The sequence below is a fragment of the Ralstonia pickettii genome, from assembly GCF_030582395.1.
GTDB lineage: Bacteria > Pseudomonadota > Gammaproteobacteria > Burkholderiales > Burkholderiaceae > Ralstonia > Ralstonia pickettii_D.
On the sequence record NZ_CP104382.1, the window covers coordinates 501,252 to 523,240 of the forward strand.

A 21,989-nucleotide genomic window follows, 5' to 3' on the forward strand; every position below is an offset into this window, starting at 1 on the left:
GGCGGGCGCGCTAGCTGGCGACAGGCGCCAGCGCGCGCCGACGAGCACGGCGGGCCACGCTGCCTTCGTACAGCGCCCAGCGCAGCGTGGGTGCCACCGTGCGCATGGCTGCCGATGCAAAGGCCGCCTGCAGCGGCGGCCGCTTGAGATCGAGCATTCGTATTGCCCACGGCGGCAGCAACTGGATGCCAGCGTCCAGGAAGAGGCGTACCGCAGGGCGCAAGCCCGGGCGCGGCGCCTGCCACGTCATCAATACTTCCACGACCGTGCGCGTGCGATCGCTGGCCACCAGCTCGGCGCGCATCGCATTCAAATAAGTATGCACGGCCCCCCGCGATTTCGGCACGTCCCGCGCGCCGAGCATCTCGGCCACCAGCGCGGTCTCTTCAAAGTAGCGATCCTGCTGGGCGGTGCTCAGGGTGCCATCCACGTAGCGCAGATAGCCTGCCAGGAAGCTCGACATCTCTGCGACATGCACCCAGGTAAGCAGATCCGGGTCGTTTGCTGAATACGGGCGGCCATCTGGCGCGATGCCTTGCACGCGGTCGTGGATGGTCTTCACGCGCTCGATCAGCGCCAGCGCGTCATGCCGGCTGCCGTACGTGGTGCCGGCTACGAACTGCGCGGTGCGGCCGAGGCGTCCCTGCAGGTCTTCGCGAAAGTTCGAATGGTCCCACACGCCGGCCAGCGCGCGCGGGTGCAGCGCCTGCAACAACAGCGCGCTGATCCCGCCAGCCATCATCGCCGGAAAATCGGCATGCACCTTCCAGCAGACCGCGTCGGGGCCGAACAGGCCGGGGTCGCCCGGCGGCGAGGCAATGTCGAGGGTCAGGCTGCCGGTGGCGCGCGTCAGGCCGCGGACCTGGTTGGCGATGCGTTCGCGAATGGCGACGAGGGGCGAGGGCATGGTGCCGGAAGTGCCGGGAAGCACGAGGCGAAGAAGCCTTCATTTTACCGAGCCGCATCGGCGCACGCCTTGGCTGTCGTGGTGACAGAAAGCCGCATGGCGGATGTGGCTTCGCAGGACCATTTGTTGCGTCGGCATGTCTATCCGCGCCTCCTAGAATGAAGAACGATTCCTTGAGAACGCCATGCCTATGACCTCTCACCGACATACCGCTCGGCGGGGCTGGCTCGCCGCGCTTGTAGTGGCGGCCGGCCTATGCCTGAGCCTTTCCGTACATGCGGCAGACAACGCGCAAGCGCTGCGCGACAAATACCAGACCGTGGCGCCCCAGTTGGCCGATAACGTGTTCCATCGCCCGTTGGTGCTGGAATCCACCGAAGCGCCCGAACGGCTCAAGAGCGACATCTATAGCGTGCTCGACTACCCGTTCGCCACCGTCAAGAGCGCGCTGGGGGATCCGGAGCACGGCGCTTCCAACTGGTGCGACGTGCTCATCCTGCATCTGAATATCAAGTACTGCCACGCCACGCAGGGTACGGATGGCAGCGTGCTGAACGTGAACCTCGGCCGCAAGGTGGAAGACTCGCTCTCCAGCAGCTATCGCCTCGAGTTCGGTTATCACCCCGTTGCCAGCAGTGCAGATTATTTTCGCGTGGAACTCAGCGCGGCTTCCGGCCCGCTCAGCACGCGTGACTACCACATCATGCTGGAGGCCATACCCGCGCCGGGCGCCGGCAACCATACCTTCCTGCACCTGACCTACGCGTACGGTTACGGTACGGCGGGGCGCCTGGCGATGCGCACATACCTTGCCACGGTCGGTAGCGGCAAGGTCGGCTTTACCAAGACGGCGGAATCCTCATCGGGCGGGGAGCCCGAATATGTGGGCGGGGTGCGCGGCCTGCTCGAACGCAACACGATGCGCTATTACTTGGCCATCGACGCCTATCTGAAGTCGCTGTCGGCGCCGCCCGACAAGCGCTTGCAGCAACGGCTTAATGCCTGGTTCACCGCCACCGAGCAGTACCCGCGCCAACTGCACGAAGTGGAGCGGCAGGATTATCTGCAGATGAAGCACCACGAAGTCGAGCGCCAGCAGCAGGCGGCGCAGTAACGCTTCAGGCCGGGCGGTAGACCTTGGCGAAGCGCTGCGCCTGCACGACGCCGTAGTCGCCGGGGGCGTATTGGAGCACCCAGTCGCCGGCCTGGCCGTGCAGAACGTCACCGGCTTCGGACCGCGCCATTGAGAACGCTTCGTGCATCTGCTTGGCCAGCACCACGCTGGGGCGGTTGCGGTAAGCGCCGGACTGACCCTGCGCGAGCGATGCATCCGCGGGGACGTACTTTGCATCGAAACGCTCGCGCGAAACGACCCAGCGGTCTCCGGTGGAACCGGTGATCAGCGCATCGCCGGGGGCGTAGCGGTTGGGGCCTTCCAGGCTCATCAGCTCGCCGGCTTCTGCGGCAAAGTCGACGTGGACGGTCTCGTCTTTCACAAAAGGGCGGGCGGCGGGGTCGGTGCGCAGGTCGACGTGTTGCAGGGCAGGCATGAGGTGAAGCAAAAGGCAATGGAAGCCGAGTCAGGCGAAAGGTTGTAAGCGTAGCGCAAATGGTTGCCCATCGGCAGGCGATGCCCGACCGCTTCGGGCGCGGCGACGTTGCGCAGCATGATCGCGGGCTCGCGCTTACGCTGCGACGCGTCATCCGGTGTAGGACCGTGTAACCGGCGCCGATAGAGCGATGAGCCGATCACGCGCACAATACCGCAGCTCAATTTCGCGGGGTGTGCATGCTCATCGATTGGTCCTTCATCGCCACGCGCGAGGCTGACGCGCTGCACGACACGATCGTCGACATGGAAGGTTGGGCGATGCCGCTGGACGCCGCGGCGGAGTCTGCCGACTACTTCCTGCTGAGCGCCGATGCGCCGTGCTGCGGCGGTTGCGTGTCGCGCAACCCCGCCGCCAGCATCGAAGTCCTTGCAGCGCAGCCGATACGGGTGAGTGATGTGACGCGCGTCCGCGGCCGGCTGGTGCGCTTGCAGGACGACCCCGCAGGCTGGCGCTATCAATTGGTGGATGCAGCGCTCGCACCCGGGCAGCCTGCGGCCGGATCGCCGCGCGTCAGCCGACGCGTGTTCCTGGCCGCAGGTGCCGCGATGGGTCTCGCAGCCTGCGCGCCGGGCCGCTTTGCCAACTACACCGATGCGCCATCGGACACGTCTTCCAGGTGGACGCCCCCGCCGGGTGCCCTGACCATCGACATGCATACGCACGCCGGGCGCGTGATCGTCTCGCGCGACCCCCAGATCGGCGCCAACCGGCTTTTCTTGCCGGTAGCAGAACCGATGCGAGCCGGGGGCATGAATGTGATCTGCCTCGCCATCGTGACCGACACCACCGCCGTGCACGTAGGCGCTGGCGGCAACCGTTTCGAGGCGTACCGCACCCCGGACCCGGGCGAGTTGTACCAGCTGGGCATGACGGAGTTTGCGCGCGCCCAGCGGTTGATCGAGCGGGAGCAGCTGCATGTGGTGACCGACGCCGCATCGCTGGCGGCCATGGGCACACACGGGCCGAGCGTCATCATCGCGTCAGAAGGTGCGGACTTTCTGGAAGGCCGCATCGAGCGCGTGGACGAGGCTTACACGCAGCACCGTCTGCGGCACCTGCAGCTGACGCATTACCGCGTGAATGAACTTGGCGATATCCAGACCGAGCCGCCGGTGCACGGCGGCCTGACCGATTTCGGCGCAGACGTGGTGCGCCGCTGCAACGCGCTGGGCATTGTGGTGGACGTAGCGCACGGCACGTATGACCTCGTCAAGCGTGCCGCGGCGACGACCACCAAACCGCTGGTGCTGTCGCACACGGCGCTGTCGAGGTCGCCCCGGCCGCGCAGCCGGCTGATTTCCGCAGACCATGCACGGGCAGTGGCGGACACCGGCGGCGTGATTGGCGTCTGGCCCAATGCGGCGGATTTTCCAAACCTCGACGCCATGGCGATGGGGGTCAAGCGCATGGCCGATGTGGTGGGCGTGGCGCACGTGGGACTGGGCACCGACATGCTCGGTTTTATCCGGCCGCCGGTGTTCACTAGTTATGCGCAACTGCCGGCGCTGGCCTCGGCGCTGCTCAAAGCGGGCTTCACGGTTGAGGAAGTCGGCCAGATCCTGGGAGCAAACTACCGCCGGGTGTTTGAGGCGACGATGGCTTGATCGCGTCAGCGCGCTCAGTAGTACCGAAGTTCCGTCGCCTTGCCGTGGAACACCTTGTACGAGTAGATCGTGTAGCCGACGATGGTCGGCAGCACAATCGCCACGCCCACCAGCATGAACTCCAGCGATTCCGGCGCGCTGGCGGCCTGCCAGATGTCGAGCCGGTCCACCACGAGATACGGGAACAGGCTGTAGGCCAGGCCGTTGAAGGCCAGCAGGAAGATGGCGCCGGTACCGACGAACGGCGCCCAGATCAAGTGTTCATCGCCCTTGGCAATCTGCTGTGGCAGGCGGCGCAGGACCCAGTCGATCAGCAGGAACAGCACGATCGTCACCAGCGGCACGGGTGCCAGCAGGATGATGTTCGGCAGCGCAAACCACTTGTCGAACACGCGTGTGCTGACCCACGGCGTGGCCAGCGACACGGCGGCCACGCCGAGCGCGGTGAACCACAGGCTGCCGCGCGCCCACTGCACCGCGCGCCGCTGCAGCGCGCCTTCCGTCTTCATGATCAGCCACGTGGCACCCAGCAGCAGGTAGCCGGCAATCAGGCCGGCCGCGGTGCAGATCGCAAAGACAACGTTGGCGGCGTCGTAGTGGAACCCCGTGATGTACAGCCCGAGCATCAGGCCCTGCGCGGCCGTTGCGATGACCGAGCCCGCATAAAACGCGCGGTTCCACCACGGCTTGTGGTGCGCGCGCGCCTTGACCCGAAAGTCGAATGCCACGCCGCGCAGGATGAGGCCGAACAGCATCAGCGCCACCGGCAGATACAGCGCGCCCAGGATCTCGCCATGCGCCGCCGGAAACGCCACCAGCAACAGCCCGACGCCGAGCACGAGCCAAGTTTCGTTGGCGTCCCAGAACGGGCCGATGGAGGCGATCATGGTGTCCTTCTCGGCGTCGTCGGCGCGGCGCAGCAGGATGCCGACGCCGAGGTCGTAGCCGTCAAGCACGACGTAGGCCAGCACGGCAATCCCCATCAGGGCCATAAAGACCACCGGCAGCCAGCCGGCGGGTTGGGTGAGGTCGGGGATGGCGTTCATGCTTGGCTCCGGGCAGGTTGGGCGAAGACCGGGTTGGGTGTTTCGATGACGGGTGTGCCGGTGGCATCGGGGTCGGTGGGGTCGATGACGCCGCCGGCCTTGCGGGCCAGATAGAACACCACGCCGATGTAGGAGGCGATAAGGAATGCATACAGCGCCAGATACATCGCCAGCGTGCTGCCGATCATCGTGGCCGGCACGGACGACGCTGCCTGCGCGGTGGTCAGCACGCCGTACACCAACCAGGGCTGGCGACCGATTTCCGTGACATACCAGCCCGCCACCACCGCGAGCCATCCGGAGAACGTCATGGCCACCAGGACGCGCGCCAGCCAGCGCGGCAGCTCACCGTTGCGGCGCAGGCGCCAGGCGCTGGTCCACGAGACGGCCAGCATCAGCAGGCCCACGCCCACCATCAGGCGAAACGCGAAAAACACGGGCAGTACGGGCGGATGCCTGTCGAACTGGTCGAGCCCGCGCACCTCGCCGTCCAGCGAATGCGTGAGATACAGCGATGCGGCCTTCGGTACTGCGATCTCGTAGCGATTGCTGCGGGTTGCTTCGTCCGGAATGCCGAACAGCACGGCGGGCACGCCGCGTTCGGTTTGCCAGATGCCTTCCATCGCGGCCAGCTTGGCGGGTTGGTGCTCCATCGTGTTGAGGCCGTGCGCGTCGCCGGCGGCAATCTGCAGCGGGATCAGCATGGCAGCCAGGACGACGCCGGTCTTGAGGGTGAAGCGCACATCGGCAGAACGATCGTTGCGCAGCCACCGATACGCCGACAGCCCCGCCAGCAGGAACGCGACCGTGAGGCCCGACGCCAGCAGCATGTGGGTGAATCGATACGGAAACGACGGATTGAAGATGATGGCAAGCCAGCTTGCCGGGTGCGCGCGGCCGTCGATCATTTCGTAGCCGGCCGGTGTTTGCATCCAGGAGTTGAGGGCGACGATCCAGAACACGGAAATCGTCGTGCCCAGCGCAACCAGAAACGTCGCGAACGTATGAATGCGCTCGCTCACGCGCCCGGTACCGAACAGCATGATGCCGAGGAAGCTCGCCTCCAGGAAGAAGGCCGTCAGCACTTCGTACGCCAGGAGCGGCCCCGCGATGTTGCCGACGGTATTCATATAGCCGGGCCAGTTGGTGCCGAACTGGAAGCTCATCGTGACGCCGGACACCACGCCCAGCGCGAAGGTCAGCGCAAATACCTTGACCCACAGGCGGTACGCGGCCATCCAGGCGGCATCGCCTGTCTTGCGAAAGCGCAGCTTGAAGAACAGCAGCACCCACGCCAGCGCAATGCTGATGGTGGGAAAGAGGATATGGAACGTGATGTTGGCGCCAAATTGCACGCGCGCGAGGACAACGGGATCGAGTGACATGGGCTTTTTCGGGGGCTACTTGGACTTGCCGCCTACGACGACGGCAAGCTTGTTCTTCATTTCCAGCAACTTATGCACCTTGGCGCCCATCTTCATGAGTTGCTGCAGCGATTCGGCATCGAGCTTCTGCACGTCGTCGAACCAGTTCGTCATGAGCGTGATGAGCTGGTACATCTCCTTCATGCGCGCCTGGGCGTGGCGGTCGTCGGGATCGGTGGGGGATTCCAGCATCACGTCGCGCAGCAGCGAGAGCGTGGGATCGATCTCGCGCTTGCGGCGCTCCTCGGCCAGCGTGCGGAAGATGGTCCAGATGTCGTCCGGGGCGGAAAAATATTCCCGCCGGTCGCCCGGCTTGTGCGAGAGGCGGACCAGCTTCCAAGACTCCAACTCCTTCAGCCCGATGCTCACGTTCGAGCGGGAGAAACCCAGCGACTCGGCGATCTCGTCCGCATTGATCGGCTCGCGTGCGGCGTAGAGCAGCGCGTAGATCTGCCCGACCGTGCGGTTGATGCCCCAGCGGCTGCCCATCTCGCCGAAATGCAGGACGAAGCGCTGTTTCAAGGGGGAGAGTTGCATTGTTTTGATCTTTCGCAATTTTTAGGAATTTCTGAAATTTTAGGCGTCCCGCCGTGCAGTGCAATGTGACGCGCTGTCGCGGGATGCCTGGGTGGAGCCCAATGCAATTGCAAAAACCCCGTCGAACGCACATCGCGAGTGTGCTGTCTTCGCCTACTATGCCTATGCAGTAACGTCCCTCAAAACGCACATTCTTTGGAGCGCAAACATGGCCTCACATGGTTTGATTGCCTGGTTGATCATCGGCGCGGTGGCGGGCTGGCTGGCCGGCATCCTGGTCAAGGGCGGCGGTTTCGGCATCTTCGTCGACATCGTGGTCGGCATCGTCGGAGCGTTCATCGGCGGATGGCTGGCGGGGGTGTTGGGCATCTCGCTGGGCGGCGGTTGGATCGCCTCGATCATCACGGCGGTCATCGGCGCGGTGATCCTGCTGTTCATCATCCGGCTGATCAAGCGCGCATAGCTTGGCGCAGCACTCGTCCGAAGACCGGCGGTGGATGCGAATGTCATCCAACCGCCGGATTTCAACAGCTACCGCATCACCTAGACTGGTTGAACCAAGGGCAGCCGCGCCGCGCCACAAGCGCCGGCCCGGCCGGTACACGCTAACCCGGCGAGGCCACCATGTCTGACCAGCTCATCACCGCACCGCAAGAACTCTACGAAGGGTTCGAAATTCACGTTGTTCCAAGCCCGACACGGGCAAACTCCTCGCGCTACACCTACACCGGCTACGTGTGCCACCCCGGCGCCGATCCGCAGTTGCCCGGTCACGTTGTGCCGTTTCACGCCGATGGCGACGACACGTTCCGCAGCCCCGAAGAGGCCATGGAAGAAGCCGTGCGCGTGGCGCGCAGCATTGTCGACGGCACGCATCCGGACCTGTCGGTGCTGTCGATCGTCACGCACGGCTACTGACGCCGAAGCCCGGTTCGCCAGCTTTCCTACGATCCGACCTTCAACTGATGCTCCTGTCGCCTTTGGTGGCGGCCGGCGCCTTGCTGTGCCGCACCATCCCGAGCCGCATCTGCACCGAAACCGTGCGGGGCGGTGCCCGCGCATGAGGCAAGCGCCTCGCCCAATTTGGAGGCAATCTCGCGCAAACCTTGATGGTTCAGCGCTTTATGTCGTTGGCACACCTGTTGCATAGCACCATTGCGCGGGTCAAAGGCGATTCGCGCGCTTCGTGGTGAAGGCCCTGGTGCTCAGGGCGACTTGGACAACGGCGTCCCAGACCCGGCTACTGCAGCCGGGCTCTCGGACGCCTTTCTTTTTTTCGGCCCCTGATTGGGATTCAACATGACCGGCAAAGCGACCCGAATCGACCTGTTCAGCCTGCATACCCCGCAGATGCGCGCCTTCCATCTGACGTGGCTGGCGTTCTTCGTGTGTTTCTACGCGTGGTTCGCGTGCGCGCCGCTCATGCCGGTGCTCAAGGGCGAGTTTCACCTCACGCCCGGGCAGATCGCCAACATCAACATTGCGGCGGTTGCGGTGACGATCCTGGTGCGGTTGATTGTCGGCCCGTTGTGCGATCGTTTCGGCCCGCGCAAGACCTATACCGGCTTGCTGCTGCTGGGGGCCATCCCCGTGCTGGGCGTGGCATTGGCGCAAAGCTACGAGACCTTCCTGTTCTTCCGCCTGGCAATTGGCGCGATTGGCGCGAGCTTCGTCATCACGCAGTACCACACGTCGGTCATGTTCGCGCCGAACGTGGTGGGCACCGCCAACGCGGCGGCGGCCGGCTGGGGCAACGCAGGCGGCGGTGTAGCGCAAGGCACGATGCCGCTGCTGCTGACCGCCATCGTGATGATGGGCGTCACGCAGAGCATGGGGTGGCGCATCGCCATGGTGGTGCCGGGTGTGGCGATGCTGATCGTCGCGGCGCTGTACTGGCGCTATACGCAGGACTGCCCGGAGGGCAACTTCAGCGCGCTGCGCGCCGCCGGCAAGACCATCGACGGCGGCAAGAAGGGCACGATGGGTGCTATGGGCAGCTTCGTCACGGCTGCCGGCAACTACCGCGTGTGGCTGCTGTTCATTACCTATGGCGCGTGTTTTGGCGTGGAGATCTTCATCCACAACATCGCCGCCACTTACTACGTCGATCACTTTGGCCTGTCGCTGTCGGCTGCCGGCATGGCCGCGGCCAGCTTCGGCCTGCTCGCGCTGTTTGCCCGGGCGCTGGGCGGCATCGTGTCGGACCGCGTGGCAGCCAAGCGCGGCCTGGATGCACGCGCACAACTGCTGTGCCTGCTGATGCTGGGTGAGGGCCTCGGCCTGTTCGGCTTTGCCCATGCAGGAAGCGTGACGGTGGCGGTGCTCGCGATGCTTGGTTTCGGTCTGTTCACGCACATGGCATGCGGTGCCACGTATGCGCTGGTGCCGTTCATCGATCGCCGTGCGCTCGGCGGTGTGGCCGGCATCATCGGTGCGGGCGGCAACGCTGGCGCGGTGGCGGCGGGCTTCCTGCTCAAGGGTATGGCCGACACGCAAGCCACGCTGTCCATCCTCGGCGTGCTGGTGGCGCTGTCGGCCATCTGCGCCATCGCCGTGCGTTTCTCGGCAGAGCACAAGGCGCGCGAGCAAGCGCTGTACGACAACACGCTGGCCGCCGCCGGCAACGCCTGAAAGAGGACATCACCATGACCATGAAGATCGTCGTCATTGGCCACGGAATGGTGGGCCACAAATTTCTGGAAAGCCTGCTGCATGCACCCGGCCATCACCTGCAAGTGACGGTGCTGTGCGAAGAGCCGCGCCCCGCCTACGACCGCGTGCATCTGTCGGAATTCTTCACGGGCAAGACGGCGGAAGACCTCTCGCTCGTGGCGCCGGGCTTCTTTGATCGCGATGACGTGGTGCTCAAACTCAACGCCCGCGCGACCGCCATCGACACCATTGCCAAAACGGTCACCGCCTCTACCGGCGAGGTGCTGCCGTACGACAAGCTCGTCATCGCGTCGGGCTCGTCGCCGTTCGTGCCGCCCGTACCGGGCCGCGACCGCAAGGACTGCTTCGTCTATCGCACCATCGAAGACCTCGAAGCGATGGCCGAGTGCGGTCAGCGTGCCAAGACGGGCGTCGTCATCGGCGGTGGCCTGCTGGGGCTGGAATGCGCCAAGGCGCTGCGCGACATGAACCTGCAAACGCACGTAGTCGAATTTGCCGGACGCCTGATGGCGATGCAGGTGGACGACGGCGGCGGCCGCATGCTGCGCCGGAAGATCGAAGACCTGGGCGTGACCGTCCACACGCAGAAGAACACGTCGGAAATCGTCGACGGCGAAACGGCGACGCATCGCCTGAATTTTGCCGACGGCACGCACCTGGAAGCCGACATGGTCGTCTTCTCGGCCGGCATCCGACCGCGGGATGAACTGGCGCGCGCTTGCGGGCTGGAGGTGGGCGAGCGCGGCGGCATCGTGATCGACTCCGAATGCCGTACCTCCGCGCCGGATGTGTACGCGATTGGCGAATGCGCACTGTGGGGCGGCAAGGTCTACGGCCTGGTTGCGCCCGGCTACGAGATGGCGCGCATCACCGCCAAGCAGATCCTGGCCGCCGACGATGCGTCGGAGTTCAACGGCGCCGACATGAGCACCAAGCTCAAGCTGATGGGCGTGGACGTCGCCAGCCTGGGCGATGCGCAGGGCGTGACGCCGGGCAGCCGCAGCGTGCAGTTCACAGACGAGCGCAAGCAGATCTACAAGAAGCTGGTGGTATCGGAAGACGGCAAGTATTTGCTGGGCGGCGTGCTGGTGGGCGATGCGGCCGAATACGGCACGCTGCTGCAGATGATGCTCAACCGCATCGAACTGCCCGAGGCGCCGGAATTCCTGATCCTGCCGCAGGCCGATGGCAATGCACGCCCGGCGCTGGGTGTGGATGCACTGCCCGACAGCGCGCAGATCTGCTCGTGCAACGACGTGTCCAAGGGCGCGCTGTGCCAGGCCGTGTGTGCTGGCGCCACGTCCGTGGGCGCACTCAAGGATGCGACAAAGGCCGGCACCTCGTGCGGCGGCTGCGTGCCGCTCATGACGCAGGTGATGAAGGCCGAGATGAAGAAACAGGGCCTGGCGGTCAACAACCACATCTGCGAGCACTTTCCGTATTCGCGTCAGGAGCTGTATCACCTGGTACGCGTGGGCCGCATCCAGTCGTTCGACGCGCTGCTGGAAGCGCACGGCAGCGGCATGGGCTGCGACATCTGCAAGCCGGCTGTTGCGAGCATCCTTGCTTCGTGCTGGAACGACTTCGTGCTCAAGAAAGAGCACGCCAGCCTGCAGGATTCCAACGACTACTTTCTCGCCAACATCCAGAAAGACGGGACGTACTCCGTGGTGCCGCGCATGCCGGGCGGCGAGGTCACGGCAGACGGGCTGATCGCCGTAGGCCAGGTCGCCAAGAAATACGGCCTGTACACCAAGATCACGGGCGGCCAGCGTGTGGATCTGTTCGGCGCGCGGCTGGAGCAGTTGCCGCTGATCTGGGAAGAGCTGATCGCGGCCGGCTTCGAGTCGGGTCACGCGTATGGCAAATCGCTGCGCACGGTGAAGTCGTGCGTAGGATCGACGTGGTGCCGCTATGGCGTGGGCGATTCGGTGGGTTTTGCGATTGCGCTGGAGAACCGCTACAAGGGCCTGCGCTCGCCGCACAAGATCAAGTTCGGCGTCTCCGGCTGCACGCGGGAATGCGCCGAAGCGCAAGGCAAGGACGTCGGCATCATCGCCACCGAGAAGGGCTGGAACCTGTATGTGTGCGGCAACGGTGGCATGAAGCCCCGCCATGCCGAACTGCTGGCGGCAGACCTCGATCAGGAAACGCTCATCAAGTATGTCGACCGCTTCCTGATGTTCTACGTGCGCACGGCCGACCGCCTGCAACGCACGAGCACATGGCGCGACAACCTCGAAGGCGGTCTCGACTATCTGAAGGATGTGGTGATCAACGACAAGCTGGGCATCGTGGCGGAACTCGAAGCCGAGATGCAGCACGTGGTCGACACCTACCAGGACGAATGGAAGACGGCTGTGACGAACCCTGACGTGCGCAAGCGCTTCCGCCACTTCGTCAACAGCGAAGCGAAGGATGCGAATGTCGTCTTCGTCGAAGAACGCGGCCAGATCCGCCCGGCCTCGGTCGAGGAGCGTGCCAAGACGCGGCCCGTGCGCATTCCTGTCGTTGCTGAGGCCGCTTGAGCCTGATAGAGGAAGAGGAGGACTCCATGCAAGCATCCCGTTGGACGCCCATCTGTGCCTTGGACGACATCGTGCCCAACACCGGCGTCTGCGCGCTGGTGGAAGGTGACCAGGTTGCCGTGTTCCGTGTCGGCGGCAACACGACGCAAGGCGTGTACGCCATCGGCAACTACGATCCGAACTCCGACGCCGCCGTGCTTTCGCGCGGCTTGGTCGGCAATCTGGGAGAGCGCATCGTCGTGGCGTCGCCCATCTACAAGCAGCATTTCGACCTGACCACGGGCGAGTGCCTGGAAGCGCCGGCCAACTCTGTGCACGCGTACGCGACCAAGGTCGAGAACGGTACCGTCTGGGTGGGGGTGTGAGCATGACGTCGGCGCGCCCCAAGCTGGTCGTCATTGGCAACGGAATGGCCGGCATGCGCACGGTCGAAGAATTGCTCAAGCTCGCGCCGGACCTGTACGACATCACCGTGTTTGGCGAAGAGCCGCACGGCAACTACAACCGCATCCTGCTCTCGCCGGTGCTGGCAGGGGAGAAGCAGGTTGACGACATCATGCTCAACACGCGTGAGTGGTACGACCAGAACCGCATCACGTTGCACGCCGGTGACCCGGTCGTCGCCATCGACCGCCCGCGCCGCACGCTGCGCTCACGCGACGGCGTGGAGATGCGCTACGACCGCCTGTTGATCGCCACCGGCTCGCGCCCGTTCATCCTGCCGGTGCCGGGGCACCTGCTGCCGGGCGTGATCGCCTTCCGCGACATCCAGGACGTGGAGACGATGCTGGAGGCCGCGCGCAACCACCGGCATGCGGTCGTCATCGGCGGCGGCCTGCTCGGGCTCGAAGCGGCCAACGGTCTGATGCGCCAAGGCATGGATGTGACGGTCGTGCACCTGCCCGACACGCTGATGGAGCGACAACTGGACAAGCCCGCCGCGCAGTTGCTGCAGAAGGCGCTGGAAGCCAAGGGCCTGCGCTTCCTGCTGGGCGCGCACACGGCGGAGCTGCTTGGTACCGACCGCGTGAGCGCCGTGCGCTTCAAGGACGGCACCCAGATTCCCGCCGACCTCGTGGTCATGACTGCCGGCGTCCGCCCCAATATTGAGCTGGCCAAGGCCGCCGGCCTGCATTGCGAGCGCGCCATCATCGTTGACGACACGCTGCAGACCTACGACCCGCGCATCTACGCCGTGGGCGAATGCGTGCAGCACCGCAGCGCAACGTTCGGCCTCGTTGCACCCATCTGGGACCAGGCCCGCGTGTGCGCCGCGCACTTGGCCGGCGCCGGGCACCGCCGCTACGTTCAGCAAGCCACGGCCACCAAGTTGAAGGTCACCGGCGTGGACTTGTATTCGGCGGGCGATTTCATCGGCGGCGACGGCACCGAAGACATCGTGCTGCGCGACCCGCGCCGCGGCGTCTACAAGCGCCTGGTGCTGAAGGAAGACCGTATCGTCGGCGCAGTCCTTTACGGCGATGTAGCAGACGGCCCGTGGTACTTCGACCTGATCCAACGCGAGGTGCCGATCACGTCGATCCGCCAGCGCCTGTTGTTTGGCCGAGCGCTCTGCGAAGCGGAAGCCGCGTAATGAACACCGGCAAGACGCGAAACCGGCAACACCCTTTGCACGCCGCCGGTGTGGCCGTTGAAGCCCTAGATGGCGCCTTGAATTTATGTAAGCGGGCGGAAAAAGGAAGGAGGCTTGTTTGAGCGAAGCGAGTTTGCCTCCTTCCCCGTCCGGTTACATAAATTCAAGGGGAAGTCGCCATCTCGGGCGCGCCTTTCTTTGCTTACTTTCTTTGGCAAGACAAAGAAAGTGAGTCGCCCCCGGCAGGGGGTGAAACAAGGGGTGCACGACAAACGCACAGCAATACGGAAATGACGATGACCACCATCCCCATCCACCCAGCAACGAACGCCGTACGCACCACCTGCCCCTACTGCGGCGTCGGCTGCGGCGTGCTCGCGACCCCGCAGGCGGATGGCAGCGTCAGCATTCAAGGCGATCCAACGCACCCCGCCAACGCAGGGCGCCTGTGCGTGAAGGGCTCCGCGCTGGGAGAAACCGTCAGCCTAGAAGGCCGCCTCCTGTATCCCGCCATCCGCCAACGCTCGCATGACCTCGACGCCCCCATTGCCCCGCTGCAGCGCGTGACTTGGGACACCGCGCTCGACACCGTCGGCCAGGGTTTCCGCCGCATCATCGACGAACACGGCCCCGATGCGGTCGCGCTCTACGTCTCCGGCCAGCTCCTGACCGAGGACTACTACGTCGCCAACAAGCTGATGAAGGGCTTCATCGGCACGGCCAACATCGATACGAACTCTCGGCTGTGCATGTCGTCGGCCGTGGCGGGGCATAAGCGCGCGTTTGGCGAAGACCTCGTGCCCGTCTGCTATGACGATCTGGAAATGGCGGATCTCATCGTGTTTGTCGGCTCGAACACGGCGTGGTGCCACCCGATCCTGTTCCAGCGCATCGTGCGCGCCAAGGAAGCGCGGCCCGAGATGAAAGTGGTGGTGGTCGACCCGCGCCACACAGCCACGTGCGAGCTGGCCGATCTGCATCTGCCCATCAAGCCCGGTACCGATGTGCGGCTGTTCAACGGCCTGCTGTCGTTCCTCTCGCGGCGTGGTGTGGTGGACAGGAATTTCGTCACGCTGCATACCAACGGCCCGGACGCCGCGCTGGAAGCTGCCGGCACCGAGAGCCACGATGTTGAAGCCGTCGCCAAGGCATGCAAGCTCAAGCTCGACGATCTGCTGACCTTCTACAGCTGGTTTGCCGATACCGAACGCACCATCACGGCGTTTTCGATGGGCGTGAATCAATCGACGGCGGGCACGGACAAGGTCAACAGCATCATCAACTGCCACTTGCTCACGGGCCGTATCGGCCGCGCGGGCATGGGGCCGTTTTCGATTACCGGCCAGCCGAATGCGATGGGCGGCCGCGAAGTCGGCGGTCTGGCCAACATGCTGGCCGCGCATATGGAGCTGAATGATCCGTCGCATCGCGACCTCGTGCAAACGTTCTGGGCGTCGCCGCGCATGGCCGACAAGATGGGCCTCAAGGCGGTCGACCTGTTCAATGCCATTGAAGACGGGCGCGTCAAGGCCGTGTGGATCATCGGCACCAATCCGGTGGTCAGCCTGCCTGATGCGGACCAGGCGCGCCGTGCGCTGGCCAAGTGCGAACTCGTCGTCGCTTCCGACATCGTTGAAGCTACCGACACGACCGTGCTGGCCGATATCCTGCTGCCCGCGCTCGGCTGGGGCGAGAAAGACGGCACGGTGACGAACTCCGAACGCCGCATCTCGCGCCAGCGCGCCTTTCTGCCGGCACCCGGCGAGGCGCGCGCCGACTGGGACGTCATCGCCGACGTCGCTCGCCGCATGGGATACGACGGCTTCGATTTCAAAAGCCCCGGCGATGTGTTTGATGAACACGCACGCCTGTCCGCCTACGCGAACGATGCAAGCGGCATTCGCCGGGCCTTCCACCTCGGCGGCCTGGCGGGGCTCGATGCCGGAGCATACGACGGCATGTCGCCCGTGCAATGGCCCATCGCAACGTCGGGCAACAGCGAAGCGCGCCTCTTCAGCGATGGCCATTTCGCTCACGCCGATGGTCGTGCGCGTTTCGTGCCGACGCCCGCGCGCGCGCCGGCGCATGCGGTCGATGGCGACTATCCGCTCATCCTGAACACCGGCCGCGTGCGCGACCAATGGCACACCATGACGCGCACCGGTCGCGCCCCCAAGCTGGCCGACCACGTGCCCGAACCGTTTGTCGATCTGCACCCGCACGATGCGCTGCTGGCTGGCGTGCGCGAAGGCAACCTGGCACGCGTGTCGTCGCGTTGGGGCAGCGTGGTGGCGCGTGTGCGCATGACGGGCGGCATCGCGCGCGGCAGCGTGTTCGTGCCGATCCACTGGAACGGCCAGTTTGCTTCCGATGCGCGCGTCGGTGCGGTCGTCAATCCCGTGGTCGACCCGGTATCCGGCGAGCCGGAGTTCAAGCACACGCCGGTGATGGTTGAGCCGTTCGATGTGGCGTGGCACGGCTTTGTCCTCTCGCGCAGCGCACTCGACACCGACGATGCAACGTGGTGGACGCGGATTCAGGGCAAGCAATTCGTGCGCTATGAGCTGGCCGGCCGGCAGCAACTGGACTCGGTACACGATTGGGCGCGCGCGCTGCTTGGCGTGACCGATCCGCACGCCGACTGGCTTGAATACGAAGACGCCACCGCGCGTGTCTACCGCGCCGTACACGTGGTGGACGACCGCATCGAAGCCTGCGTGTTTCTTTCACCGCGCCCGGATCTGCCGTCGCGCAACTGGCTGGCAGGCCTGTTTGCGCAAGAGCGCCTGGAAGACGTCGATCGCGCGGGCGTGCTGCTCGGCCAGCCGATCGAAGCGGGCGTCGATGTGGGGCCGACCGTCTGCTCCTGCTTTGGCGTGGGCCGCAACACCATCTGCGATGCGATTCGCACCAAGGGCCTGCAATCCACTGGTGAAATCACGGCCTGCCTGAAAGCGGGCGGCAATTGCGGCTCGTGCGTGCCGGAGCTGAAGCGGTTGCTGATGGAGGCGCGCGTGCAGCAGGCGGCGTGACTGCACGTCACGCTGCGCGCGATAGCGCTTTTATGCCCGGGTAATATTGACACCCAATTAAACCCGGGTAGAATGAGTTCCTGTTGAAACTTCAGCAGGAGCGTTTCTCATGGATGCCGCAGCAACCTACGCGTGCACGGCGTTTGCCGGCACGCAGCGCCTGGCCGCCGGGCCCGTCCGCGACGTCGCCCGGGCCGTCAAGATCCACGTCGATGCACACCCCGAATCGCAGGTGCTGGTGTTCGACAACACCACCGCGCAGCCGGTGGAATTCGACTTGCGCGGCACGGTGGAAGACGTGCTTGGCCGCCTCGATCGCGCCGCGCCATCTACCACGCAACCCGCTGAACCCGAAAGCCGCCCGCGTGGCCCTGGCCGCCCAAAGCTCGGCGTGATTGCGCGTGAGGTCACCTTGCTGCCACGCCACTGGGACTGGCTGGCCGCTCAGCCGGGCGGGGCGTCGGTTACCCTGCGCAAGCTGGTGGAAGACGCACGCCGCGCCGCCGAAGGCGCAAACCGCCGACGCGAGGCCCAAGAGGCTGCTTACCGCTTCATGTCGGCCTTGGCCGGCAATGCCGCACGCTTTGAAGACGCCACGCGCGCCTTGTTTGCCGCAGATGCCACGGCGTTCGAATCCTTCACCCAATCCTGGCCCGCCGATGTGCGCGATTTTGCGCGCGAACTGGCGAGCCGGGCATTCCAACCTCAACAGGAGGCTGCATGACAGCGCCTGCTGCTCGCCCGTTGTGGCGAACATTCATTGCATTTCTCGGCCCGCTGATCCTGGCTAACATCCTGCAATCGTTGTCGGGCACGCTTAACAACGTCTATGTGGGGCACATGCTGGGCGTGAAGGCGCTGGCTGCGGTGTCGGCGTTCTTCCCGATCCTGTTCTTCTTCATCGCCTTCATCATCGGGCTTGGGTCCGGTGCGGCGGTGCTGATCGGGCAGGCGTGGGGCGCCAAGAAGCCTGAGGCGGTCAAGACCGTGGCCGGGACAACGTTGTCGGTGGGCTTCATCGTCGGGCTGGCGGTGGCACTGCTGGGCGGCCCCTTCGCCAACGCGCTGCTGGGGTGGCTCGGCACGCCGGCCGATATCCTGCAAGACGCCACGCTCTACGCCAGCGTCATGCTCTATGCCATGCCGGGCCTGTTCGTCTATCTGCTGGCCACGGCGATGATGCGCGGCGTGGGCGATACGCGCACGCCGCTGCGCACCCTCGCGCTGTCGACGGCGATCGGGCTCGTGCTGACGCCAACCTTCATTCGCGGCTGGTTCGGCTTGCCGCAACTGGGCGTGGCAAGCGGCGCCGCGGCGACCATCATCTCGTTCACGGTCGCGCTGGTGTGGCTCGCGTTCTTCCTCCGCCGCCGCAACCATCCGCTTGCGCCAGACGCCGTGCTGGCGCGGCATCTGTGGGTCGATCTGGGTGTGCTCAAAACCGTGCTGAAGATCGGCGTGCCGACGGGCGTGCAGCTGGTGGTCATCTCGATTGCCGAGCTGGCGCTGCTGTCCTTCGTCAACGGCTTCGGCTCCGACGCGACGGCCGCATACGGCGCCGGCACGCAGATCATCAGCTACGTGCAGTTTCCCGCCATGTCGATTGCGATTACGGCGTCCATCCTGGGTGCGCAGGCCATCGGTGCGGGCAATACGGAGCGGCTCGATGCCATCACGCGCACCGGGCTGTGGCTCAACGTTGCGATTACCGGTGTGCTGGTGCTGATGGCGTTGCTGTTTTCGCGCGCGGTCATCGGCTGGTTCACCACCAGCGCAGAAGTGATGAGCCTTGCCCAGAGCCTGCTGCATATCTCGCTGTGGAGTTCGGTCATCTTTGGCATGGCGAGCGTGTTCTCGGGCGTGATGCGCTCGAGCGGCACGGTGATGGCGCCCACGGCCATTTCCATCCTCGCCATCGCGGCGGTGGAAGTGCCGGTGGCCTGGGTGCTGAGCCGGCATATCGGCACCGATGGCATCTGGGCTGCATACCCGGCCGCGTTCCTTGCCATGTTCGTGATGCAGGGGCTGTATTACGCGCTCGTGTGGCGCCGCCGCGCGCAGCGGTTCGGCATCCGCCGCATGGTTTGACGCCACCGCTGCCGGCTGATCGAGAGGCGGCGTGGTGGTCGCGATGCCAATGCGGCTCAGGCAGGCTCGAGCCCGGCCGACGCATCGTCCGCACGCGGTTGACGCACCAACCGCACTGCGGGCGATTGCGCAATGCACAGCAGCTGCAGGGCAAAGCCCGCGGCCGCCGCCACGAGGCACGCGCCCACACCGGCGTGTGCGGCGAGCCACGCCGCCATTGCCGCGCCGACCGGCCGAGCGCCATACGACATCACATTCACTGCGGATACACGCGCCAGCAACGCGGGTGGCGTCACCGTCTGCCGCAGCGTGGTCGTGCTCACCACCCAAAGAATGGGTCCGCAACCCAGCAGAAAGAAGCCCGCCTGTGCCAGCACCGGCCAAGGCTGCCATAGCGTGGCCGCAAGCAGCACGCCGCCCGCCAGTCCGCACACCGGGCCAGTTGCCACCACATGGCCGAAGCGCCAGCGTGCGAGGATGCGCGCGGCCAGCAGTGCGCCGATCACCATGCCCGCGCCGTACATGCCGAGCGTCAACCCAATCGCCTGTGCAGAAAGATTCAACCGATGCGCCGCATACGGAACGAAGATGGCAAGCACCATGAAGAAGGACATGGTAAAAACGCATTGCGTGATGAATACCGGCCGCAGCAGCGGATGCTGAAACACGAATCGCGCGCCCTCGGCGATGTCTTGCAGCGGATGCGCCGCGCGCCGGGCCACGGGCGCCGGGGCGGTTACGCCAGCCATCAGCGCCGCAGCCACGGCGGACAGCGCCGCCGCCAGCGCGAACGCCGCCATTGAGCCTGTCCAGCCGATCAGCGCACCGCCGATGGCCGGCCCGCACGCAAATGCGATCGTGCGCGCCAATTCGATGCGGCCGTTTGCGCGCGCGAGCATTGCTGCCGGCACGAGCGATGGCACCAATGCAGGCGCCGCCACACTGAACACCGCCGTGCCGCACACGGCAACAAAGCCCAGCACACCGAGCGCGGCCAAGTTCAGCCGCCCGGCCACCAGCAACCCCGCCACAGCAAACAAGGCCAACGCGCGCACCGCCTCTGCGCCGGCCATCAGGGCGCGCTTGGGCCATCGGTCGGCCAGCATGCCGATAGGAATGGCAAACAGGACGAACGGCAGCGTGAGCGCCACTTGCAGCCAGCTTGCCGTGCTGGCGTCGGCATGCAGTGTGAGGACAGCAACCATTGGCATGGCCGCCAGTGCAATCTGCTCGGCCGACTGCGCGGCCAGGTTGGAGCCGGCCAGCCGGTTGAAGCCCGGGGGCAGGCGGTTAGCGGTTGAAGGATGAAAATCGGGCATCGCACTCTCCTGAAAAACGTTGCTTCAGGGTAGGGATGCCGATGTCTGCGTGCGCTCCGCTTCTTGCGGGCGAATTCGAACCGTGACGGTGGCTACAGGATGGGCGCGAACAGCTTGGCCACGTGCATGATTACGCGGCGCAGCGGGTGTGCGCGTTCGTATTCGTCACGGCCCACGCGGGCGGCTTCGGAAAAATCGGCTTCGAGCATCTGCGCGACATCGTTGGCGAAGCGCGAGTCGGCGGTCATGATCATCAGCTCGAAGTTCAGGCGGAACGAACGGTTGTCCAGGTTGGCGCTGCCCACGGCAGCGGCCTCGTCGTCGATCAGCACGACCTTCTGATGCAGGAAGCCGGGCAGGTAGCGGTAAATCTTCACGCCCGCGCGAATCGCCTGATACGCATACAACGTGGAGGCCAGGAACACCATGTGGTGGTCCGGCCGCGATGGGATCAGGATGCGCACGTCCACCCCGCGCAGCACCGCCAGGCGCAGCGCGGCAAACACGGCTTCGTCCGGGATGAAGTACGGCGACGTGATCCACAGCCGCTTGCGCGCCGACTGAATGGCCTCCATGAAGAACAGCGAGCAGGTTTCCTGCTTGTCGGCCGGGCCGCTGGCGACCACCTGGCAAACCATGTCTTCTTCGGGGCGCAGCTCGGGCACGATCAGTTGCGGCACTTCGCGGGCAGCCCAGTACCAGTCTTCGGCAAAGGTGAGCTGCAGGTCCATCACGGCGGCACCGACGATCTCGATATGCGTGTCGCGCCACGGAGCAAGCGGCGGCTTTTCGCCCATGTACTCGTTGCCGACGTTGTGACCGCCCACGTAAGCGCGCTCGCCGTCCACCACCACGAGCTTGCGGTGGTTGCGGAAATTGAGTTGGAAGCGGTTGACGAACCCGGCATGGGTGGAGAACGGCTTGGCGTGTACGCCGCCTTCAATGAGCCGCTGCACATAGCGGCGAGGCAGCGCGTGGCAGCCGATGCTGTCGAAAAGAAAGTAGACGCGCACCCCGGCCCGCGCCCGATCGAGCAGCAGTTCGGCGAGTCGGCGGCCAAGCGTGTCATCGTGCACGATGAAGAACTGCACGATCAGCACCCGGCGCGCCTGCGCAATGGCCGCAAAGATGGCATCGAAGGTCTCTGCGCCGTTGACGAGCAGCCGCACGCGATTCCGCGCCAGGCAAGGCGTGCCGGTCAGGCGCGGCAAGGCCTGCATGCAGGTGTGCTGCGGCGCGACCACGCTCGATTCGTGGTCGCGCAGTCGGCGCCAGTCGTCGGAGAGGGTGATTTCGCGCAGGCGGGCGTTGTGAAAGCGCCGCGCATCCACATAGCCCGCAAAGGTGCTTCGCCCGAAGATCAGATACGGGATCAGCGTGAATTCCGGCAGCGTGACCAGTGAAATGGCCCAGGCGATGGCGCCCTGGGATGTCCGCACGGTCAGCACGGCATGCATGGCCGCGAGCACGCCCACGCAGTGCACAACAAAGAGAAAGGCGGCAAATGCCGTGGTGTTGGTCAGCATCAAGAGCCCAGGGAGGAGGACACACCTGGGGCCATTTTGACACGCCCCAGGTGGCGTCGGACAAACACGGATATTGCCGCGGCTGTCTTCTCGCGTAG

The 21,989-nt window shown here is 65.2% G+C and carries 18 protein-coding genes; 11 read left to right on the forward strand and 7 right to left on the reverse strand.

Annotation, left to right across the window (positions count from 1 at the left end):
- Window positions 1–10: 10 nt before the first annotated feature.
- The gene (locus N5B55_RS19060) at window positions 11–907 is read right to left on the reverse strand and encodes an oxygenase MpaB family protein (protein ID WP_304541195.1); all 897 of its coding nucleotides are present in this window, start codon (window positions 905–907) and stop codon (window positions 11–13) included.
- Between the two features lie 184 nt (window positions 908–1,091).
- Here N5B55_RS19060 and N5B55_RS19065 point away from each other — a divergent pair, with 184 nt between their 5' ends.
- Window positions 1,092–2,021, forward strand: coding sequence for a hypothetical protein (locus N5B55_RS19065; RefSeq protein WP_304541197.1), 930 nt, complete (start codon window positions 1,092–1,094; stop codon window positions 2,019–2,021).
- Between the two features lie 4 nt (window positions 2,022–2,025).
- Here N5B55_RS19065 and N5B55_RS19070 read toward each other — a convergent pair whose 3' ends face one another.
- Complete coding sequence (locus N5B55_RS19070; RefSeq protein ID WP_304541199.1) at window positions 2,026–2,457, reverse strand: PGDYG domain-containing protein; 432 nt, start codon at window positions 2,455–2,457, stop codon at window positions 2,026–2,028.
- Between the two features lie 239 nt (window positions 2,458–2,696).
- Here N5B55_RS19070 and N5B55_RS19075 point away from each other — a divergent pair, with 239 nt between their 5' ends.
- Entirely contained in the window at window positions 2,697–4,124 is a 1,428-nt protein-coding gene (locus N5B55_RS19075; protein WP_304541201.1) for a dipeptidase, read from the forward strand.
- Between the two features lie 14 nt (window positions 4,125–4,138).
- Here N5B55_RS19075 and N5B55_RS19080 read toward each other — a convergent pair whose 3' ends face one another.
- The 3 genes from N5B55_RS19080 to N5B55_RS19090 are packed head-to-tail and all read right to left on the reverse strand — an operon-like array spanning window position 4,139 to window position 7,131.
- Entirely contained in the window at window positions 4,139–5,170 is a 1,032-nt protein-coding gene (locus N5B55_RS19080) for a cytochrome d ubiquinol oxidase subunit II (RefSeq protein WP_304541203.1), read from the reverse strand.
- Complete coding sequence (locus N5B55_RS19085; RefSeq protein WP_178961968.1) at window positions 5,167–6,555, reverse strand: cytochrome ubiquinol oxidase subunit I; 1,389 nt, start codon at window positions 6,553–6,555, stop codon at window positions 5,167–5,169. The genes N5B55_RS19080 and N5B55_RS19085 overlap by 4 nt, the downstream gene beginning before the upstream one ends.
- Window positions 6,556–6,570: 15 nt before the next feature.
- Window positions 6,571–7,131, reverse strand: a complete 561-nt coding sequence (locus N5B55_RS19090; protein ID WP_024974666.1) for a GbsR/MarR family transcriptional regulator — start codon at window positions 7,129–7,131, stop codon at window positions 6,571–6,573.
- Window positions 7,132–7,339: 208 nt separating this feature from the next.
- Between N5B55_RS19090 and N5B55_RS19095 the strand changes: the two genes are divergently transcribed.
- From N5B55_RS19095 to N5B55_RS19135, 9 genes are all read left to right on the forward strand, one after another.
- Window positions 7,340–7,594, forward strand: coding sequence for a GlsB/YeaQ/YmgE family stress response membrane protein (locus N5B55_RS19095; protein WP_065854483.1), 255 nt, complete (start codon window positions 7,340–7,342; stop codon window positions 7,592–7,594).
- Between the two features lie 161 nt (window positions 7,595–7,755).
- The gene (locus tag N5B55_RS19100) at window positions 7,756–8,049 is read left to right on the forward strand and encodes a hypothetical protein (RefSeq protein ID WP_065854484.1); all 294 of its coding nucleotides are present in this window, start codon (window positions 7,756–7,758) and stop codon (window positions 8,047–8,049) included.
- Window positions 8,050–8,430: 381 nt separating this feature from the next.
- A complete protein-coding gene (locus tag N5B55_RS19105) occupies window positions 8,431–9,762 on the forward strand; it encodes an MFS transporter (RefSeq protein WP_304541210.1) in 1,332 nt (443 codons plus the stop codon).
- Window positions 9,763–9,776: 14 nt separating this feature from the next.
- Window positions 9,777–12,332, forward strand: coding sequence for a nitrite reductase large subunit NirB (gene nirB / locus N5B55_RS19110; RefSeq protein WP_304541212.1), 2,556 nt, complete (start codon window positions 9,777–9,779; stop codon window positions 12,330–12,332).
- Between the two features lie 26 nt (window positions 12,333–12,358).
- On the forward strand, window positions 12,359–12,697 hold the full coding sequence (gene nirD / locus N5B55_RS19115; protein WP_304541214.1) for a nitrite reductase small subunit NirD: 339 nt from the start codon (window positions 12,359–12,361) through the stop codon (window positions 12,695–12,697).
- A gap of 2 nt (window positions 12,698–12,699) precedes the next feature.
- On the forward strand, window positions 12,700–13,926 hold the full coding sequence (locus N5B55_RS19120; RefSeq protein ID WP_304541216.1) for an NAD(P)/FAD-dependent oxidoreductase: 1,227 nt from the start codon (window positions 12,700–12,702) through the stop codon (window positions 13,924–13,926).
- Window positions 13,927–14,216: 290 nt separating this feature from the next.
- Window positions 14,217–16,958: a nitrate reductase gene (locus N5B55_RS19125; RefSeq protein WP_304541217.1), complete on the forward strand. Its 2,742-nt coding sequence runs from the start codon at window positions 14,217–14,219 to the stop codon at window positions 16,956–16,958.
- Window positions 16,959–17,067: 109 nt separating this feature from the next.
- A complete protein-coding gene (locus tag N5B55_RS19130; RefSeq protein ID WP_304541219.1) occupies window positions 17,068–17,682 on the forward strand; it encodes a DUF2239 family protein in 615 nt (204 codons plus the stop codon).
- Window positions 17,679–19,046, forward strand: coding sequence for an MATE family efflux transporter (locus N5B55_RS19135; RefSeq protein ID WP_304541221.1), 1,368 nt, complete (start codon window positions 17,679–17,681; stop codon window positions 19,044–19,046). Before N5B55_RS19130 ends, N5B55_RS19135 begins: the two co-directional genes overlap by 4 nt.
- 56 nt (window positions 19,047–19,102) lie before the next feature.
- Here the strand turns inward: N5B55_RS19135 and N5B55_RS19140 are convergent, their stop codons facing one another.
- Both N5B55_RS19140 and cls read right to left on the reverse strand, forming a co-directional pair.
- Window positions 19,103–20,365 carry an MFS transporter gene (locus N5B55_RS19140; RefSeq protein WP_304541222.1) on the reverse strand — a complete coding sequence of 421 codons (1,263 nt, stop codon included), beginning with the start codon at window positions 20,363–20,365 and terminating at the stop codon, window positions 19,103–19,105.
- A 92-nt stretch (window positions 20,366–20,457) separates the two neighbouring features.
- Entirely contained in the window at window positions 20,458–21,891 is a 1,434-nt protein-coding gene (gene cls, locus N5B55_RS19145) for a cardiolipin synthase (RefSeq protein WP_065854496.1), read from the reverse strand.
- Between the last annotated feature and the right edge of the window lie 98 nt (window positions 21,892–21,989).

What these genes read in the sequence shown, in the direction of transcription:
- N5B55_RS19125 (WP_304541217.1), top strand. Translation starts at nt 14,217, where the DNA reads ATGACGATGACCACCATCCCCATCCACCCAGCAACGAACGCCGTACGC.
- N5B55_RS19060 (WP_304541195.1), bottom strand. Translation starts at nt 907, where the DNA reads ATGCCCTCGCCCCTCGTCGCCATTCGCGAACGCATCGCCAACCAGGTC.
- N5B55_RS19085 (WP_178961968.1), bottom strand. Translation starts at nt 6,555, where the DNA reads ATGTCACTCGATCCCGTTGTCCTCGCGCGCGTGCAATTTGGCGCCAAC.
- N5B55_RS19130 (WP_304541219.1), top strand. Translation starts at nt 17,068, where the DNA reads ATGGATGCCGCAGCAACCTACGCGTGCACGGCGTTTGCCGGCACGCAG.
- N5B55_RS19070 (WP_304541199.1), bottom strand. Translation starts at nt 2,457, where the DNA reads ATGCCTGCCCTGCAACACGTCGACCTGCGCACCGACCCCGCCGCCCGC.
- N5B55_RS19120 (WP_304541216.1), top strand. Translation starts at nt 12,700, where the DNA reads ATGACGTCGGCGCGCCCCAAGCTGGTCGTCATTGGCAACGGAATGGCC.
- N5B55_RS19065 (WP_304541197.1), top strand. Translation starts at nt 1,092, where the DNA reads ATGCCTATGACCTCTCACCGACATACCGCTCGGCGGGGCTGGCTCGCC.
- nirD (WP_304541214.1), top strand. Translation starts at nt 12,359, where the DNA reads ATGCAAGCATCCCGTTGGACGCCCATCTGTGCCTTGGACGACATCGTG.
- N5B55_RS19080 (WP_304541203.1), bottom strand. Translation starts at nt 5,170, where the DNA reads ATGAACGCCATCCCCGACCTCACCCAACCCGCCGGCTGGCTGCCGGTG.
- N5B55_RS19135 (WP_304541221.1), top strand. Translation starts at nt 17,679, where the DNA reads ATGACAGCGCCTGCTGCTCGCCCGTTGTGGCGAACATTCATTGCATTT.
- N5B55_RS19100 (WP_065854484.1), top strand. Translation starts at nt 7,756, where the DNA reads ATGTCTGACCAGCTCATCACCGCACCGCAAGAACTCTACGAAGGGTTC.
- nirB (WP_304541212.1), top strand. Translation starts at nt 9,777, where the DNA reads ATGACCATGAAGATCGTCGTCATTGGCCACGGAATGGTGGGCCACAAA.
- N5B55_RS19105 (WP_304541210.1), top strand. Translation starts at nt 8,431, where the DNA reads ATGACCGGCAAAGCGACCCGAATCGACCTGTTCAGCCTGCATACCCCG.
- N5B55_RS19140 (WP_304541222.1), bottom strand. Translation starts at nt 20,365, where the DNA reads ATGCCCGATTTTCATCCTTCAACCGCTAACCGCCTGCCCCCGGGCTTC.
- N5B55_RS19095 (WP_065854483.1), top strand. Translation starts at nt 7,340, where the DNA reads ATGGCCTCACATGGTTTGATTGCCTGGTTGATCATCGGCGCGGTGGCG.
- N5B55_RS19075 (WP_304541201.1), top strand. Translation starts at nt 2,697, where the DNA reads ATGCTCATCGATTGGTCCTTCATCGCCACGCGCGAGGCTGACGCGCTG.
- N5B55_RS19090 (WP_024974666.1), bottom strand. Translation starts at nt 7,131, where the DNA reads ATGCAACTCTCCCCCTTGAAACAGCGCTTCGTCCTGCATTTCGGCGAG.
- cls (WP_065854496.1), bottom strand. Translation starts at nt 21,891, where the DNA reads ATGCTGACCAACACCACGGCATTTGCCGCCTTTCTCTTTGTTGTGCAC.